14 protein-coding genes and 1 pseudogene are annotated in these 15,466 nt (G+C 67.4%); 8 read left to right on the forward strand and 7 right to left on the reverse strand.

Annotated elements, in window-relative coordinates; genetic code table 11:
* Positions 1-43: 43 nt before the first annotated feature.
* Positions 44-1,204, reverse strand: coding sequence for an alpha-hydroxy acid oxidase (locus ASE00_RS19865; protein ID WP_056383468.1), 1,161 nt, complete (start codon positions 1,202-1,204; stop codon positions 44-46).
* Positions 1,205-1,406: 202 nt separating this feature from the next.
* Between ASE00_RS19865 and ASE00_RS19870 the strand changes: the two genes are divergently transcribed.
* Genes ASE00_RS19870 through ASE00_RS19890 form a run of 5 tightly spaced genes read left to right on the forward strand, consistent with a single transcriptional unit; the run spans position 1,407 to position 6,369 of the window.
* On the forward strand, positions 1,407-2,900 hold the full coding sequence (locus ASE00_RS19870; protein WP_056383469.1) for an FAD-linked oxidase C-terminal domain-containing protein: 1,494 nt from the start codon (positions 1,407-1,409) through the stop codon (positions 2,898-2,900).
* A complete protein-coding gene (locus tag ASE00_RS19875) occupies positions 2,900-4,078 on the forward strand; it encodes an FAD-binding protein (protein ID WP_235538763.1) in 1,179 nt (392 codons plus the stop codon). The genes ASE00_RS19870 and ASE00_RS19875 overlap by 1 nt, the downstream gene beginning before the upstream one ends.
* The gene (gene glcF / locus ASE00_RS19880; RefSeq protein WP_056383470.1) at positions 4,075-5,388 is read left to right on the forward strand and encodes a glycolate oxidase subunit GlcF; all 1,314 of its coding nucleotides are present in this window, start codon (positions 4,075-4,077) and stop codon (positions 5,386-5,388) included. Before ASE00_RS19875 ends, glcF begins: the two co-directional genes overlap by 4 nt.
* Positions 5,385-5,813 (forward strand): GlcG/HbpS family heme-binding protein, encoded by a 429-nt coding sequence (locus ASE00_RS19885; RefSeq protein WP_056383471.1) that lies wholly within the window; start codon positions 5,385-5,387, stop codon positions 5,811-5,813. The genes glcF and ASE00_RS19885 overlap by 4 nt, the downstream gene beginning before the upstream one ends.
* Positions 5,814-5,835: 22 nt before the next feature.
* On the forward strand, positions 5,836-6,369 hold the full coding sequence (locus ASE00_RS19890; RefSeq protein WP_056383622.1) for a gamma carbonic anhydrase family protein: 534 nt from the start codon (positions 5,836-5,838) through the stop codon (positions 6,367-6,369).
* A gap of 69 nt (positions 6,370-6,438) precedes the next feature.
* Here ASE00_RS19890 and ASE00_RS19895 read toward each other — a convergent pair whose 3' ends face one another.
* The 6 genes and pseudogenes from ASE00_RS19895 to ASE00_RS19920 all read right to left on the reverse strand — a co-directional run bounded on the left by ASE00_RS19895 (position 6,439) and on the right by ASE00_RS19920 (position 12,243).
* On the reverse strand, positions 6,439-7,692 hold the full coding sequence (locus ASE00_RS19895) for a TetR/AcrR family transcriptional regulator (RefSeq protein ID WP_082594874.1): 1,254 nt from the start codon (positions 7,690-7,692) through the stop codon (positions 6,439-6,441).
* 62 nt (positions 7,693-7,754) lie between these two features.
* On the reverse strand, positions 7,755-8,414 hold the full coding sequence (locus tag ASE00_RS19900) for a GntR family transcriptional regulator (protein ID WP_162256508.1): 660 nt from the start codon (positions 8,412-8,414) through the stop codon (positions 7,755-7,757).
* Positions 8,415-8,437: 23 nt separating this feature from the next.
* Positions 8,438-9,214, reverse strand: coding sequence for an SDR family oxidoreductase (locus ASE00_RS19905; protein ID WP_200957977.1), 777 nt, complete (start codon positions 9,212-9,214; stop codon positions 8,438-8,440).
* Between the two features lie 103 nt (positions 9,215-9,317).
* Positions 9,318-9,842, reverse strand: a pseudogene (locus ASE00_RS23135) (acyl-CoA dehydrogenase family protein); the annotation flags it as partial.
* 243 nt (positions 9,843-10,085) lie between these two features.
* A complete protein-coding gene (locus ASE00_RS19915; protein WP_056383476.1) occupies positions 10,086-11,207 on the reverse strand; it encodes a zinc-binding dehydrogenase in 1,122 nt (373 codons plus the stop codon).
* A 37-nt stretch (positions 11,208-11,244) separates the two neighbouring features.
* Positions 11,245-12,243 carry an alpha/beta fold hydrolase gene (locus tag ASE00_RS19920; RefSeq protein ID WP_056383477.1) on the reverse strand — a complete coding sequence of 333 codons (999 nt, stop codon included), beginning with the start codon at positions 12,241-12,243 and terminating at the stop codon, positions 11,245-11,247.
* Between the two features lie 191 nt (positions 12,244-12,434).
* On the opposite strand from ASE00_RS19920, the gene ASE00_RS19925 reads away from it, so the two are divergent.
* The 3 genes from ASE00_RS19925 (at position 12,435) to ASE00_RS19935 (ending at position 15,446) form a co-directional block, all read left to right on the forward strand.
* Positions 12,435-12,710 carry a hypothetical protein gene (locus ASE00_RS19925; RefSeq protein ID WP_056383478.1) on the forward strand — a complete coding sequence of 92 codons (276 nt, stop codon included), beginning with the start codon at positions 12,435-12,437 and terminating at the stop codon, positions 12,708-12,710.
* A gap of 67 nt (positions 12,711-12,777) precedes the next feature.
* Positions 12,778-14,526, forward strand: coding sequence for a copper resistance system multicopper oxidase (locus tag ASE00_RS19930; protein WP_414819868.1), 1,749 nt, complete (start codon positions 12,778-12,780; stop codon positions 14,524-14,526).
* The gene (locus ASE00_RS19935) at positions 14,523-15,446 is read left to right on the forward strand and encodes a copper resistance protein B (RefSeq protein WP_082594864.1); all 924 of its coding nucleotides are present in this window, start codon (positions 14,523-14,525) and stop codon (positions 15,444-15,446) included. The genes ASE00_RS19930 and ASE00_RS19935 overlap by 4 nt, the downstream gene beginning before the upstream one ends.
* The last annotated feature ends 20 nt before the right edge of the window (positions 15,447-15,466 follow it).

The following is a 15,466-nucleotide window of genomic DNA, read 5'->3' on the forward strand; positions in this document are numbered from 1 at the left end:
AAAGGGCGCCTTGGGCTGACGGCCGGAGAGGCGGGCTCGCGGGTCATGTCCGGCTTGGGCGGGGCGGGTCGACGAGGATGCGCGCATCGACGTCGCGGACGTCGCGCAGCCCGCACAGCGCCATAGTGGTGTCGAGTTCCTTGCGGATGATGTCGAGCGAGAGCGAGACTCCCTTCTCACCCATCGCACCGAGCCCATAGATGAACGAGCGGCCGATCATCACGCCCTTCGCGCCCAGCGCGAGCGCCTTGATGACGTCCTGGCCCGAACGGATGCCACTGTCCATCAGCAGCTCGATCTTCGACCCGACGGCGTCGGCGATGGCAGGCAGGGCGGCGATCGACGACGGCGCGCCGTCGAGCTGGCGGCCACCATGGTTCGACACGACGAGGGCGTCGGCGCCGGTCGCGGCGGCGCTCTCTGCGTCCTCGGCGTCCATCACGCCCTTCAGGATCAGCTTCCCGCCCCAGCGGTCACGGATGTATTTCACATCGTCCCAGCTCAGCCGGGGGTCGAACTGGTTCGCGGCCCACGACGACAGCGAGCGCATGTCGCCCACGCCGCCGACATGGCCTGTGATGTTGCCGAAGTCGCGGCGCGGGGTGCGCAGCATGTTCCAGCACCAGCGCGGCTTGGTGGCCAGGTTGATCAGGTTGGCGATCGTCGGGCGGGGCGGGGTGCTCAGCCCGTTGCGGATGTCCTTGTGGCGCTGGCCGAGGATCTGGAGGTCGAGCGTCAGCACCAGCGCCGAGCATTCCGCCGCCTTCGCGCGGTCGATCAGCCGGTCGATGAAGCCGCGGTCGCGCATCACATAGAGCTGGAACCAGAAGGGCGCGTCGCTGTGCCGGGCGACGTCCTCGATCGAGCAGATGCTCATCGTCGAGAGCGTGAAGGGGACGCCGGCCTTGGCGGCGGCGCGCGCCGCGTGAATTTCTCCATCGGGGTGCTGCATGCCGGTCAAGCCGACCGGGGCCAGCGCCACCGGCATCGCGACCGGCTGGCCGATCATCGTGCTGGCGAGGCTGCGGTCCGACATGTCGACTGCGACGCGCTGGCGCAGCTTGATCGCCGCGAAGTCGCCGCTGTTCGCGCGATAGGTGCTCTCGGTCCACGAACCGGAATCGGCGTAATCGTAGAACATGCGGGGCACGCGGCGCTCGGCGAGCTGCCGCAGATCCTCGATGCAGGTTATTGCCTTTGCCATTGGTGCCCTCCCGTCCCGCCGTTCTGGTGCAAGCGGTTATAGCGATGCGCTCGCACAATCTAGGCCAATCTTAGTATCTCTGCGCCATATGATCGAATTGAAACGGAGCAGTGCTCGGAAAAACAGACCTGCCGGATCGCATGCTTGCGTTCACGCGCTACATACCTTTAAGCGTCTCACCGAAAAACCGCAGGAACCCTCTATGTCCCTCATCATGCCGGAGCCCGACGCGGGCGTCCTCGCGCGCCGCGCGGATATCGTCCGGGCGTTGCGCGCCATCGTCCCCGGCGAGGGCGTGATCGACGATCCCGATGCGCTGCGCCCCTATGAGTCCGACGGGCTGACCGCCTACCGGCAGCCGCCGATGGTCGTCGTCCTGCCCGAAACGACCGCGCAGGTCTCGGCGATCCTCGCCTGGTGCCATGCCGAGGGAGTGAAGGTCGTGCCGCGCGGTTCGGGCACGTCGCTGTCGGGCGGCGCGCTCCCGCTGGCGGACGCGGTGCTGGTCGGCATGGCGAAGTTCAGCCGGGTGCTCGATGTCGACTATGACGACCGGCTGGCGGTGGTCCAGCCTGGCGTCACCAATCTGGCTGTCACGCGTGCGGTCGAGGATCGCGGCTTTTATTATGCGCCCGATCCGTCGAGCCAGATCGCCTGCTCGATCGGCGGCAATGTCGCCGAGAATTCGGGTGGGGTGCATTGCCTGAAATATGGCCTGACCACCAATAATGTGCTGGGCGTCGAGATCGTCCTGATGGATGGCGAGGTTGTCCGGCTCGGCGGGCGTCAGCTCGATCCCGCCGGGCTCGATCTGCTCGGCGTGGTCGTCGGTTCCGAAGGCCTGCTCGGTATCGTCACCGAGGTGACGGTGCGCATCCTGCCCCGGCCCGAAGGCGCGCGCGCCATGCTGATCGGCTTTCCCACCGTCGAGGGCGCGGGACAGTGTGTTGCCGACGTGATCGCCGCCGGGATCATCCCGGCGGGCATGGAGATGATGGACAAGCCCGCGATCCACGCCGCCGAGGCCTTCGTCCAGGTCGGCTATCCGCTCGATGTCGAGGCGTTGCTGATCGTCGAGCTCGACGGGGTCGGCGCGGAGTGCGACCATCTGATCGACAAGGTGAGCGAGATTGCCCGCGCCAACGGATCGACGACGCTGCGTCAATCGATGGACGATGCCGAGCGCATGGGTTTCTGGGCGGGGCGCAAGGCGGCTTTCCCCGCCGTCGGCCGCCTGTCGCCCGATTATTATTGCATGGACGGCACCATCCCGCGGCGCCGCCTGCCCGAGGTGCTCGAAACGATGCGCGAGCTTTCGGAGCGTTATGGCCTGGGGGTCGCCAATGTGTTCCACGCGGGTGACGGCAATCTCCACCCGCTGATCATGTATGACGCCAATATCCCCGGCCAGCTCGACCGTGCCGAGGCGTTCGGCGATGACATATTGCGAAAATGCGTCGCGGTCGGCGGCGTGCTGACCGGTGAGCATGGCGTCGGCGTGGAGAAGCGTGACCTGATGCCCGAGATGTTCTCGGATACCGACCTCAAGCAGCAGCAGCGGCTGAAATGCGCCTTCGATCCGAAGCTGCTGCTCAACCCCGGCAAGGTCTTCCCCACGCTGCATCGCTGTGCCGAGCTTGGCCGCATGCACGTCCACCATGGCGAAACCGCCTTCCCCGATCTGCCGCGCTTCTGATGACCATGCCAGTTTCCATCCGCCCGGCCTCGGCCGAAGAACTGATCGACGCGGTCCTCTCCGCGCAGCGCGACGGCCGCACGCTTGCCATCCATGGCGGCGGCAGCAAGGCCGGGACCGGCAGGCCGACGCCCGACGCGACCCCGCTCGACATGACCGGCTTTGCCGGGGTGATCGATTATGATCCCGCCGAACTCGTTTTGACCGTCGGCGCGGGCACCCCGCTGGCCGATATCGACGCGCTGGTCCGCGCCGAGGGGCAGAGGCTCGCTTTTGATCCGTTCGATCATGGCCCGCTATTCGGTCAGCCGCCCGGCAAGGCGACGATCGGCGGCGTCGTGGGGGCGGGCGTTGCCGGATCGCGTCGGCTGTCCGCCGGCGCGCCGCGCGATCATCTGCTCGGCTTCCGGGCGGTCTCGGGCCGGGGCGAGGCGCTGCTGGCAGGCGCGAAAGTGGTCAAGAACGTCACCGGCTATGATCTGCCCAAGCTCGCGGCGGGAAGCTGGGGGCGGCTGTTCGCGATGACCGAGCTGACCCTGAAGGTGCTGCCGCGTCCGTCTTTCGCCGCTACCCGCGCCGTCGCCGGGCTCGACGGCGGTCAGGCGGTCGCGGCGATGGCGGCGGCGATGGGCTCGCAGGCCGAGGTCGCGGCGGCGGCCCATATCCCGGCTGAACTGAACGGCGGCGTCGCGCTGACCATGGTCCGGGTCGAAGGGTTCGAACCGTCGGTGCGCGCGCGGGGCGCAATGCTCGACGCGCTGCTCGCGGGCCATGGCCCGGTCGAAGCGCTTGGCGGCGACGAGGCCGACGCCTTGTGGGATATATTGCGCACGCTCGCCCCGCTCGGGCAGGACCGGCCGCTGTGGCGCGTCAATGTCGCGCCCAGCCAGGGGCCGGCGGTGGTCGGCGGTCTCGCTCAGCAGGGGGCGTCCTGGTTGTTCGACTGGGCGGGCGGGCTGATCTGGCTCGCTTTCGACGGCGATGCCGCGCTCGTCCGCGCCGCCGCCGAAAGGGCCGGGGGGCATGCCACTCTTGTCCGCGCACCCGCGCCGCTGCGCGAGACCGTTCCCGCGCAGCACCCTGCCGCGCCCGGCGTCGCCGCGCTGGAGTCGCGCATCCGGCGCGCCTTCGATCCCATGGGCGTGTTCGAGACCGGCCGCTTTGGAGATCGCGCATGAAGACCGAGTTCACCGCCGAGGCGCTTCTCGATCCGGCGATGGCCAGCTCGGAAACGGTCATCCGCAAATGCGTGCATTGCGGCTTCTGCACCGCGACCTGCCCGACCTATGTGCTGTTGGGCGACGAGCTCGATAGCCCGCGCGGCCGCATCTATCTGATCAAGGACATGCTCGAGCAGGAGCGGGCGCCGACGCCGGAGATCGTCAAGCATGTTGACCGCTGCCTGTCCTGCCTGTCGTGCATGACGACCTGCCCTTCGGGCGTGAACTACATGCATCTGGTCGATCATGCCCGCGCCTATATCCAGGAGCGCTATCGCCGCCCGGTGCGCGAGCGGCTGATCCGGGCGCTGCTGGCGTTCGTCCTGCCCCATCCGCGCCGCTTCCGCGTCGCGCTGACCCTTGCCCGGCTGGCGCGGCCCGCCGAACCGTTGTTGCGGCGGATCACCCCATTGCGCCCACTCGCCGCAATGCTCTCGCTCGCGCCGAAAAGCGTACCGCCGCGTGGCGAGAAGCGCGATGCGCTGGTCGTCGGATCGAAGGGCCGGGTCGCGTTGCTCCAGGGCTGCGCCGAACCGGTGCTGCGGCCTGAGTTTCGCAGCGCCGCGATCCGGCTGCTCAACCGTGCGGGCTATGACGTCATCTTCGCGCCGGGGGAGGTCTGCTGCGGCGCGCTGGTTCACCATATGGGGCGCGAGCATGACAGCCTCGCCAATGCCCGCCGTAATGTCGACGCCTGGCAGCGGCTGATCGACGATGGCGGCCTCGCCGCGGTGCTCGTCACCGCGTCGGGCTGCGGCACGACGATCAAGGATTATGGCTTCATGCTGCGCAACGATCCCGCTTATGCGGAGAAGGCGGCCCGGGTCTCGGCGCTGGCGAAGGACATCACCGAGTTCCTGCAGGATGCCGAGCTTCCGGCGGGCGATGGGCGCGGCATCACGGTCGCCTATCACGCGGCCTGCTCGCTGCAGCATGGCCAGAAGGTGACCGAGGCTCCCAAGCGGCTGCTCGCCCATGCCGGCTATGTCGTCCGCACGCCCGTCGAGGCGCATCTGTGCTGCGGGTCGGCGGGGACCTACAACATCCTCCAGCCCGAAATCGCCGGACAGCTCGGCGACCGCAAGGTCGCCAATATCGAACGGCTCGGGGCGGATGTCGTCGCCACGGGCAATATCGGCTGCGCCACCCAGATCGGGATGCGCAGCGCCCTGCCCGTCGTCCACACCGTCGAATTGCTCGACTGGGCGACCGGCGGACCCGCCCCCGCCGCCTTTTCCACACACGATCTCGACCGGAGAGCATCATGAGCCGTATCACCCTCGAACAGGCCAACGCCGTCATCGCTGCCGCACTGGCCAAGGGCGCGGACCTCGGTCTCAAGCCGCTGAGTGTCGCGGTGCTCGATGCCGGCGGTCATCTCATCGCTTTCCAGCGGCAGGACGGATCGTCGAACCTGCGGGCCGGCATCGCCACTGCCAAGGCGTCGGGCGCGCTCGCCCTCGGTGTGTCGAGCCGCAAGATCGGTGACATGGCGGCGGAACGGCCGACCTTCGTCGCTTCGCTCGGCCCTATCTCCGCGAATGGCGTGATCCCTGCGGCGGGCGGGGTGATCGTTATGGGGGCGGACGGGCTCGCCATCGGCGCGGTCGGCGTCACCGGCGATACATCGGACAATGACGAGATCTGCGCGCTTGCCGGGATCGCCGCTGCCGGTCTATCGGCCCAGGGATAAGGCGGAACCGCGGGAGACGATCGTGCCCCTCTACGAATATGACGGCAAAAGCCCGACGCTTCCCGAAGACGGCTCCGCCTGGGTCGCGCCCTCGGCCGATCTGATCGGCGATGTCCGGCTCGGCGCAAAGGCGAACATCTGGTTCGGTGCGGTCATCCGCGCGGACAACACCCCGATCCTGGTCGGTGCGGGCAGCAACGTCCAGGAGGGGGCGATGCTCCATTCGGATCCCGACGCCCCGCTGGTCGTCGGCGACGACGTGACCGTCGGGCATCACGCGATCCTGCACGGCTGCACGGTCGGCAACCGCGTTTTGATCGGTATGGGCGCAACCGTGCTCAACGGCGCGGTGATCGGCGACGATTGCCTGGTCGGGGCGGGTGCGCTTGTCACCGAAGGCAAGGTCTTTCCGCCCGGCACGCTGATCGTCGGCTCCCCGGCGCAGGCCAGGCGCGAATTGTCGCCCGAGGCGATCGCCGGGCTCAAGGCTTCGGCTGACCTTTATTGCGATAAGGCCGCGTCCTTCGCCCGCGGTCTTCGCAAGATCAGCGACTGATCATCGTCCCGTGATGAACGCGACGATGGCCATTGCTCCGCCATTGCGGGCGACGGACGCGTAACGCGGTCAATCGATGGGCTGATCGTCGAACAGTCCATGAAACAGGGTCGACGCGTAGAGCGCGACCGCCTGTTCGGGATTGCCGAGCGCCGTGGCGCGGCGATGGAGTTCATACGCGGCGTTGAGGCTCGACATGATCATCTGTCCGGCGATGCCCGGGTCGACCGGGCGCACCGAACCATTGGCGATGCCGTCGGCGATCAGCCCGGCGAAATGCAGCGCGACCTGATCCGACCGGGCGACGACATCGGCGCGGACCTCCGGCGGCAGCGTGCGGAGCGCGGTGGTCCGTTGCAGCGGCCAGTCACCGATCAGCTGGATCTCGAGCAGCGCGGCGAGGATCGAGGTCAGCCGTTCGCCATGCGATCCGTCGAGCGCGGCGGCGGCGGCCTGCGCGTTCTGGATCCGGTCGAGGCTGATGCGGAAGCATTCGAGGATCAGGTCGTCCTTCGCGTCGAGATGATGGTAGAAGCTGCCCTTGGTGACGTTGAGTTCCGCGACGATCCGCTCGACCGACGCCCCGCGATAGCCCAGATCGTTGACCAGCCGCGTCGCGGTGCGCAGGAAATTGACCCGGGCGCTGTCGATGTCGCGCCGCTCGACCGCCAGCGGGCGGGGTCTCCACAGTGCGCCCGCCGGCGCCAGGCCATATAGGAAGATGTCGCGCACCCGCTGCCCGATCCGGTCGAAGTCCTGGATAGCATATTTGCCCAGCCACAGCGGGAACCAGTAGACGCACTCAGCGAGGACAAGCGCGCGCGCCGTGTTGCGGGTCCGTTCGACCTCGGTCCGGATCGGACCGAAGAAGTCGCGGATCTGGCGGAAGATGCGGGTGTAATGCTCGGACACGTCCTGGCGGACGTCGCTGTCCAGTGCGCGGATGTCCGACAGGTCGGCGAATGGCCGTTCCTCACGCCGGCAAATGCGGCGATGTGCGTCGATATAGAGTTCGAGATAGCGCGACACGCGCTCGACGGGGGTTGGCGCGGCACCCGCTTCGCGGACTATCGCCTCGATCCGCCCCAACGTCTGTTCGAAGGCGGCCGAGGCGAGCTGCTCCTTCAGCCGGAAATAATAGGTGATGCTGGTGGTGCTCAGACCCACCATCTCGCCCACTTCGACGAAGGTCAGGCCCTTTACCCCGTTGCGGTTGATCAGCACGGTCGCGGCGTCGAGGATCGTCTGGCGCTTCCGTTCGAAACGGGCGGCGGGCCGTGCGGCCTTGTCGGAGGTGTCGGTGCGGGCCCTGCGCTCAGTCATCGCCATCGCTATGAACGATGGCGTACCGCTTGGCCACAGGGCGGTGGAATGACCGCGCGCGATCAGCCGCCGCGAAAGGCTCGCAGCTTCTCGATCGCCCGCTCGATGTGCGCGCGGGCGGCGGTCTCGGCCTCGCGCGGGCGCGCAGCGAGCACCGCCTCGGCGATCCGCTGATAGTCGCGGTGGCGGCTCGCGTCGGTGGTACGCAGCACCGGGCGGAACTGGACGCGGATCAGGTGGATGTGAACCGTGGGCAGGATCCGGTTGAGCTGGACATTTGCGGCGAGCGCGGTCAGCGCGCCGTAGAAGCCGTCACGCGCGATGGCATATTCCGCGCTGTCTGCGTCGGGATTGAAGGCCGACAATTTCGCCAGCGCGGCCTCCAGCCGCACCCGCCCGGCCGGATCTCCGTTCGACGCGGCGAGGCGCGCCGCCAGGCCGATCAGGTTCTGCGCGACGACCAATGTGTCGATCGCCTCGCCGATCGGCAGCACGCGGACCTGCGCGCCGCGCTGCGGGGTCAGCTCGACGATGTTGCGCGCGGCCAGCACGTTCAGCGCCTCGCGCACCGGCCCGCGGCTGACGGCGTAGGTGCTGGTCAGTTCGGCTTCGGGCAGTCGCTGGCCGGGTTCGTAGCGGCCATCATACAGGCCGCGCACGATGTCCCGCACGATCGTCTCGCGGACGCCGGTCTCTGGCGGCGTATCGGGCTGCTTGGCCACCGGTTTCTCCTTCCGCGGCGTCGTCACATGGCGGAGATGCCGCCGTCCAGCTTCACTTCGGCGCCGGTCATGAAGCGGCTCTCGTCCGATGCGAGGTAGAGCACGGCATAGGCGACATCGTCGGGTTCGCCGACGCGCCCGAGCGGGATCTGCCGGGCGAGTTTGCCCAGGACGACCGCCTCGTCGCGATCGCCGATGATCTCGTCGAGGATCGGCGTGTGGATGAAGGTAGGATGCAGCGAATTGCACCTGATGTCCCAGCCGCTGCGCGCGCAGTGGAGCGCGACCGACTTGCTGAGCAGCCACACCGCCGCCTTCGACGCGTTGTAGTTCGCCATGTTGTGCGCGGCGATCAGCCCCGCGATCGACGAAAGGTTGACGATCGATCCCGGCTGGTTCTCCCGCAGCAGCGGCAGCGCGTGCTTGCAGCCGAGGAAAACGCTTTCGCCATTGACCGCCATGCCGCGCCGCCATTCGTCGAGGCTCAGATCCTCGACCGATCCGGTGATCGCGATCCCGGCGTTGTTCACCAGCACCGACAGGCCGCCCATCATCTCGCGGGCATGATCGATCATCGCGATCCAATCGGCTTCGCTCGTCACGTCGTGGCGCATCGCCCAGGCGGTACCCGCGCCATGCGTGGCGTTGATCTCGGCCGCGACCGATTCCACGCCGCTCTGGTTGAGATCGGTCAGCAGCAGCTGCGCGCCTTCGCGCGCCATCAGCCGGGCGGTCGCCGCGCCCAGCCCCTGTGCCGCGCCGGTGACCAGCGCCTTCTTGCCTGCGACGCGACCGCTCATCGTCCCCATCCTTCCGGCTTGGGCCACATGCCCTCGCTCGCCATAAGCCCGGCTTCCTCCAGCGACAACACGTCGCCGCGCCGCCGGTCAGCGCCGGATCGGCGTCGCGGTGGCGGCGCATCTCCAGCCTGGCGATCTGGTTGCGGTGCACCTCGTCGGGTCCGTCGGCAAGGCGCAGCAGCCGCGCATTGGCGAACGCCGCTGCAAGGAAATGGTCGTTGCTGGTGCCGCCGCCGCCGAACATCTGGATCGCCCAGTCGAAGATCTGCTGCGCCATCAGCGGCGCGGCGACCTTGATCATCGCGATCTGCTGCCGCGCCGCCTTGTTGCCGACCCGGTCCATCATGTCGGCGGCCTTCATCGTCAGCAGCCGGGCCTGTTCGATCATGATGCGCGCCTCGGCGATGTGTTCCAGCGTTACCGTCTGCTCCGCCAGCGCGCGGCCGAAGGGATGGCGCAGTGCGGCGCGGCGGCACATCCGTTCGAGCACCCGTTGGGACATGCCGATCAGCCGCATGCAATGGTGGATGCGGCCCGGCCCGAGCCGCCCCTGGGCGATGTCGAAACCGCGGCCTTCGCCCAGCAGCATATTTTCGGCCGGCACGCGGACATTGTCGAACAGCACCTCCGCCGAACGCGCTAGGCTCCATGGGAATCTCCGTTCGATTCAATTTAGATTGTCCTACAATATAGGGATCAGAAATCAACCATAATGGGATAATTCGAAAATGAAGATCGTCGATCAATGAAGGTGAGTGCCCGACAAAAATTCCGCTCTCGGCTGGCCGCCGGGCATGCAGAAACCCTCCGCTTTCCATGGGAAAGGGAGGGCTCGGGCCGGTCTGTTTCCGCCGTTGCCCGCGCGCCGGCCTCAGCCGCGCGAGGGCGCGATCAGGAATTTCTCGCCGGTCGCCTTCTTCTCATAAGCGCGCAGGATGTCGGGCTGGAGCGCTTCGGCGAGGCCGATGACCCGGCTGTAATGGCTGGCGAAGGTCGTGGTCAGCTCGTCGGCGACACGCTGCTGCAGACGGCTAACGACCTCCGCGCCTGCCTTGGCGAGGAACGGCATCAGCAGCCAGCCCGACACGCTCCACTCGAAGCCGAAGCGCAACCGATTGAGGATCAGCGGCGATGGATCGAGCGCGCCGTAGATATAGAGCTGCTTGAACTGGTTCGATCCATAGCGGCTATAGGTCGTCATCGACCGGGCCGCCACGGCCTCGATCGTCTGCATGATCTGCGTGGCGAGGGGACCGCCGCCGATCGCGTCGAAGGCGATCGTGGCGCCGGTCGCTTCGACCGCCGCGTCGAGCTGTTCGGCGAAGTCCGCGTCCTGGCTGTTGAGGACATGGGCGGCGCCTATGCCGCGCAATATCTCCACCTGCTCCGCCGAGCGCACGATGTTGATGAGTGGGATATCGTCGGCAAGGCAGATCTTCTGCAGCATCTGCCCCAGATTGGACGCCGCGGCGGTATGGATGATCGCCTTATGTCCTTCGCGCCGCGCGGTTTCGACGAAGCCGAGCGCGGTGAGCGGATTGATGAACATCGAAGCGCCGTCGGCGGCGGTCGCTCCGGCGGGCAGCGGAATGACGTCGCGCGCGGCGATCTTGCGATAATCGGCGTACATCGCCCCGCCCCACATGCCGACCAGCCTGCCTTCGAGCGCCTTGGCGTTGCGCCCCGCCGCGACCACGGTTCCCGCGCCTTCATTGCCGACCGGCAGCGCCTGACCGAGCCGTCCCGTGACGCTCGACAGGCGCTGTTGGGGGACGGTCAGGGCCAGTCCGTCCCGGCCCTCCAGAGGGCGCAGCGTCGACAGGTCGGCGGGCCCGAGCAGCAGGCCGAGGTCGCTGGGGTTGATCGGCGCGGCCTCGACCCGGACGACGATCTCGTCGTCGCCCGGCGCGTCGGTCTGCACGACGTCGAGAGACAGGGTCAGATTGCCGTCAGCATCGATCTTCGAGCGGAGCTCGCGTCCTTCAAAAGCCATGATCTTCTCCTTTTTTATCGGTTGGCCCCCGCGGGCGTCAGGCGGCGGCGGACGGGAACCGGCGATCGAGCCAGTCGAGCATGATGGCGTTGATCTGCTCGGGCCGCTCCTGCTGGCTCCAATGCCCGCAATCCCGGACCAGCACGGTCTCTAGATCGGGGATGATCTTGTCCATGCCGGCCGCCGAAGATGGCGACAGCCAGGGATCTTTCTCCGCCAGCACCATCAGGCTCGGTTGCCGGATGATATGTTCATAGGCCGCCGCCGTTTCCCAGTTGCGGGTGATGTTGCGGTACCAGTTGATGCCGCCCGTGAAGCCGGTTCGCTCGAAGGCCTCGACGAAGACCTCGAACTCCTCGCCGGTCAGGAAATGTTCGCGGCGATCGGCGGCGGGGTCGTGGGCCGCGATCTCATGCGCCAGCGGGAAGATCGAGGGCCCCTCGCCACGCCACCGTTCGCCATAGCCGCGGGTCTCGCCCTCGCCGGCAGGCGGCAGGCGGAACAGATAGTCGAGCGACCGGCGTGCATCGGCCAACATCGCGTCTGCCTCGCCCGGCTTCTGAAAATGGACGATGTACATGTCGGGGCCCATCCGGTCGCGCATGATGGCGATGGGATCGGCCGGGGCGCGCTTCTGGAAGGGGGTGTTGAGGCTGATGACGCCCGCGACCCGGCCGGGCCGCCGCATCGCCATCTGCCAGACCATCGCCCCGCCCCAGTCATGCCCGACGAAGATCGCCTGGCCGACGCCCAGATGATCGAGCAGCGCCTCATAGTCGCCGCACAGCGCCTCGGCGTCATAGGCCTCGACCTCTGGCGGAGAGGTGGTCAGGCCATAGCCGCGCTGGTCGATCGCGATCACGTGCCAGCCGGCGGCGGCCAGTGCGGGGATCTGGTGCCGCCAGGAAAAGGCCGTTTCCGGAAAGCCGTGGCACAGGATCAGGGGCGGCCGGGCGCTGGGCATTCCCGCTTCGTAACAGGCCATCCGGACCGGGCCGAGATCCGCATATCGCACCGGCGGCATCATCATCGTCATCCCTCACCATCACCGAGTCGCGATGACTTCTAGTACCGAACGGTAATATGATCCCATACCAAAGTTACGAAAAATATTTCGGCGAGATACGTTGGCGTCTCCGCGCTCTCGCCCTTGCGGCCTTTGCCGGTTGCGCCTAGCTTCTTCCGATGTTGCCGCGATGGCTCATTGCCTGTGCCGTTCTGTGGGGGATGCTGGTCGCGCCTCTCGCCATGACGATGGCGTGCGGGCAACCGACTGGCATGGTCCCGGCTGCCGGCCATTGCGCCGAGAATGGCGGCGGTGGCGACCAGCATGGCCCGACGAAACAATCCCAATGCAGCGGTGTCTGTTCGGCGGTCGAGGTGGCAGTGCCGCGCATCGCCGTGCGGATGGTGACGCGTCCCGCCGCCGCGCCGATCCCTATGATGTCGTCGCTCGGCGGCATCCTGCTCGAAGGCGACACGCCGCCTCCGCGCCACGCCTGACGGACCGGATATCGGCCGCCCGGACGGCGGCCTTTCGATCAGACAGGATGATGAAATGACTCATATGATGAAGCGGCGTAGCGTGCTGCGCGCCGCCGCCCTTGGCTTGGCGGGCCTTGGGCTCGACAGCAGATTTCCCGCCTGGGCGCAGAGCGGCTCCACCGGGCTGCGGGCCGACATGCCGACGCTGAGCGGCGAGGATATCCGGCTGCGCATTGCCCATGACATGTTCAAGGTGGGCGGCCGCGCCGGCCATGCGATCACGATCAACGGGGTGCTGCCCGCCCCGCTGATCCGCCTTTGCGAGGGGCAGACCGTCCGGCTGCATGTCGAAAATACGTTGAACGAGGACACGTCTATCCACTGGCACGGGCTGATCCTGCCCTTTCATATGGACGGTGTGCCGGGGATCAGCTTTCCCGGGATCAAGCCGGGCACGACCTTCACCTATGAATTCCCGATCAAGCAATCGGGGACCTACTGGTATCATTCGCATTCGGGCTTGCAGGAGCAGGTCGGCCATTATGGCCCGCTGGTGATCGATCCGGCGGGGGCCGAACCCGCACCCTATGACCGCGAGCACGTCATCGTCCTGTCGGACTGGACCTTCCTCCATCCGCACGAAGTGATGGTCAAGCTCAAGCAGAAGGGCGGCTATTTCAACCGGCAGCGGCAGACCATCACCGACGGCACGATGAGCGCCGCCGAGCGGGCGAAATGGGGTGCGATGCGGATGGATCCGGCGGACATCGCCGACGTCAGCGGATCGACCTACAGCTTCCTGATCAACGGCCATGGACCCGCGGAGAACTGGACCGGGCTTTTCCGCCCCGGCGAGCGGGTGCGGCTGCGCTTCATCAACGCCTCGGCGATGACGATCTTCAACGTCCGTATTCCCGGCCTGCCGATGACGGTGGTGCAGGCCGATGGCCAGAATGTCCGCCCGGTCGAGACCGACGAGTTCCAGATTTCGGTCGCCGAAACCTATGACGTGATCGTCACGCCGACCGCCGGCCAGGCCTATACGATCGCCGCCGAGGCGATCGACCGCTCGGGCATGGCGCGTGCCACGCTCGCCCCACGCGCCGGGATGGTCGCGGCGGTGCCGCTGCTGCGCCCGCGTCCGACCCTGTCGATGCGCGACATGGGGATGGGCGGCATGGACATGAGCGGGGGGAGCGGCGGCGATTGTCCGCCCGAGCATGCCGCGATGGGCCATTGCACGCCGGGTCAGCCTGCCGCGCCGATGCATCACAGCATGCGCGACAAGACATCGGTTCCGGCCAGCGTCGATGTCGGCGTCGGCGTCGACATGATCGCGCCGATGCCGGTCGACCGGACCGGAGACCGTCCGCTGGGGCTGGAGAAGGAGCCGCATCGCGTGCTGACCTATCACCAGCTCGCGCCGCTGGTGCCCTTCCATGACAGGCGTCCGCCCGCGCGGAGCGTCGATATCCACCTGACCGGCAATATGGAGCGCTTCATGTGGTCGCTCGACGGCCGCAAGATGAATGAAGGGGCCGAACCGATCCGCTTCGAACGCAACGAGCGGGTGCGGGTGAACCTGATCAACAATTCGATGATGAACCACCCGATCCACATCCACGGCCATTTCTTCGAGCTGGTGACGGGGCAGGCGCATGGCCATCCCATCAAGCATACCGTCAACGTCATGCCGGGGGGCAAGGCGAGCTTCGACCTGACCGCCGACGCGCCGGGGGACTGGGCGTTCCACTGCCATCTGTTGTTCCACATGCATGCCGGCATGATGAACGTCGTGAAGGTGCGGCCGCTCGACGATGGAGGTGCAGCATGATCCGCGTTTTCGCCGCCGCGATCCTGGTCGCCGCCGCAGCACCCGCCGCCGCCCAGCATGCCGGGCATATGGATCACGCGATGCCCGCGCCTGCTGCCGATCCAGCTTGCCCGCCGGAGCATGCGGCGATGGGGCATTGCAAACCCGCGGTGGCTCCCCGGCCTGCCGCGCCGCCGGTAGCCGGGCCTTCGGCGGCCGCGTCGAGCGGTCCCGAATATGCCGCCGACGCGATATGGGGGGCGCAAGCGATGGTCCCCGCGCGGCGTGGCGTCTACACCGAGCATGGCACCTTCCGGGGCGGCAAGCTGATGCTCGACCGGCTCGAATATCGGGCGAAGGACGGTCATGACGGTTACGCCTGGGACGGTGAGGGCTGGTATGGCGGTGACTATGACCGGCTATGGGTGAAGGCGGAGGGCGAGGGCGGCTTCGGCGACCGCGTCGAATCTGCCGAGGTGCAGGCGCTGTGGAGCCATGCGCTGAACCCCTGGTTCAACCTGCAGACCGGCGTTCGCTATGATCTTCGGCCGAAGCCTGATCGCGCGCATCTCGTGCTCGGGGTGCAGGGGCTCGCGCCCTATTGGTTCGAAATCGACGCCGCCGCTTTCCTGTCCGATCGCGGCGACCTGACCGCGCGGGTCGAGGCCGAATATGATCAGCGCATCACCAACAAGCTGATCCTTCAGCCACGCGTCGAACTCGACCTGGCGGCCCAGGACGTGCCGTCGATCGGGGTCGGTTCGGGCGTGTCCACGGTCGAGGCGGGGCTACGGCTGCGCTACGAGTTCGTGCCGGAGTTCGCGCCCTATATCGGCGTGGACTATGAGCGCGCGCTGGGCGGCACCGCCGACTATCGCCGCCTTGCGGGTGAGGATGTCGGCGGGCTGGCCTTGCTCGTCGGCCTGCGCGCCTGGTTCTGAAGCGATGATGGTCCCCGTCC

It is taken from the genome of Sphingomonas sp. Root710, assembly GCF_001429065.1.
GTDB lineage: Bacteria > Pseudomonadota > Alphaproteobacteria > Sphingomonadales > Sphingomonadaceae > Rhizorhabdus.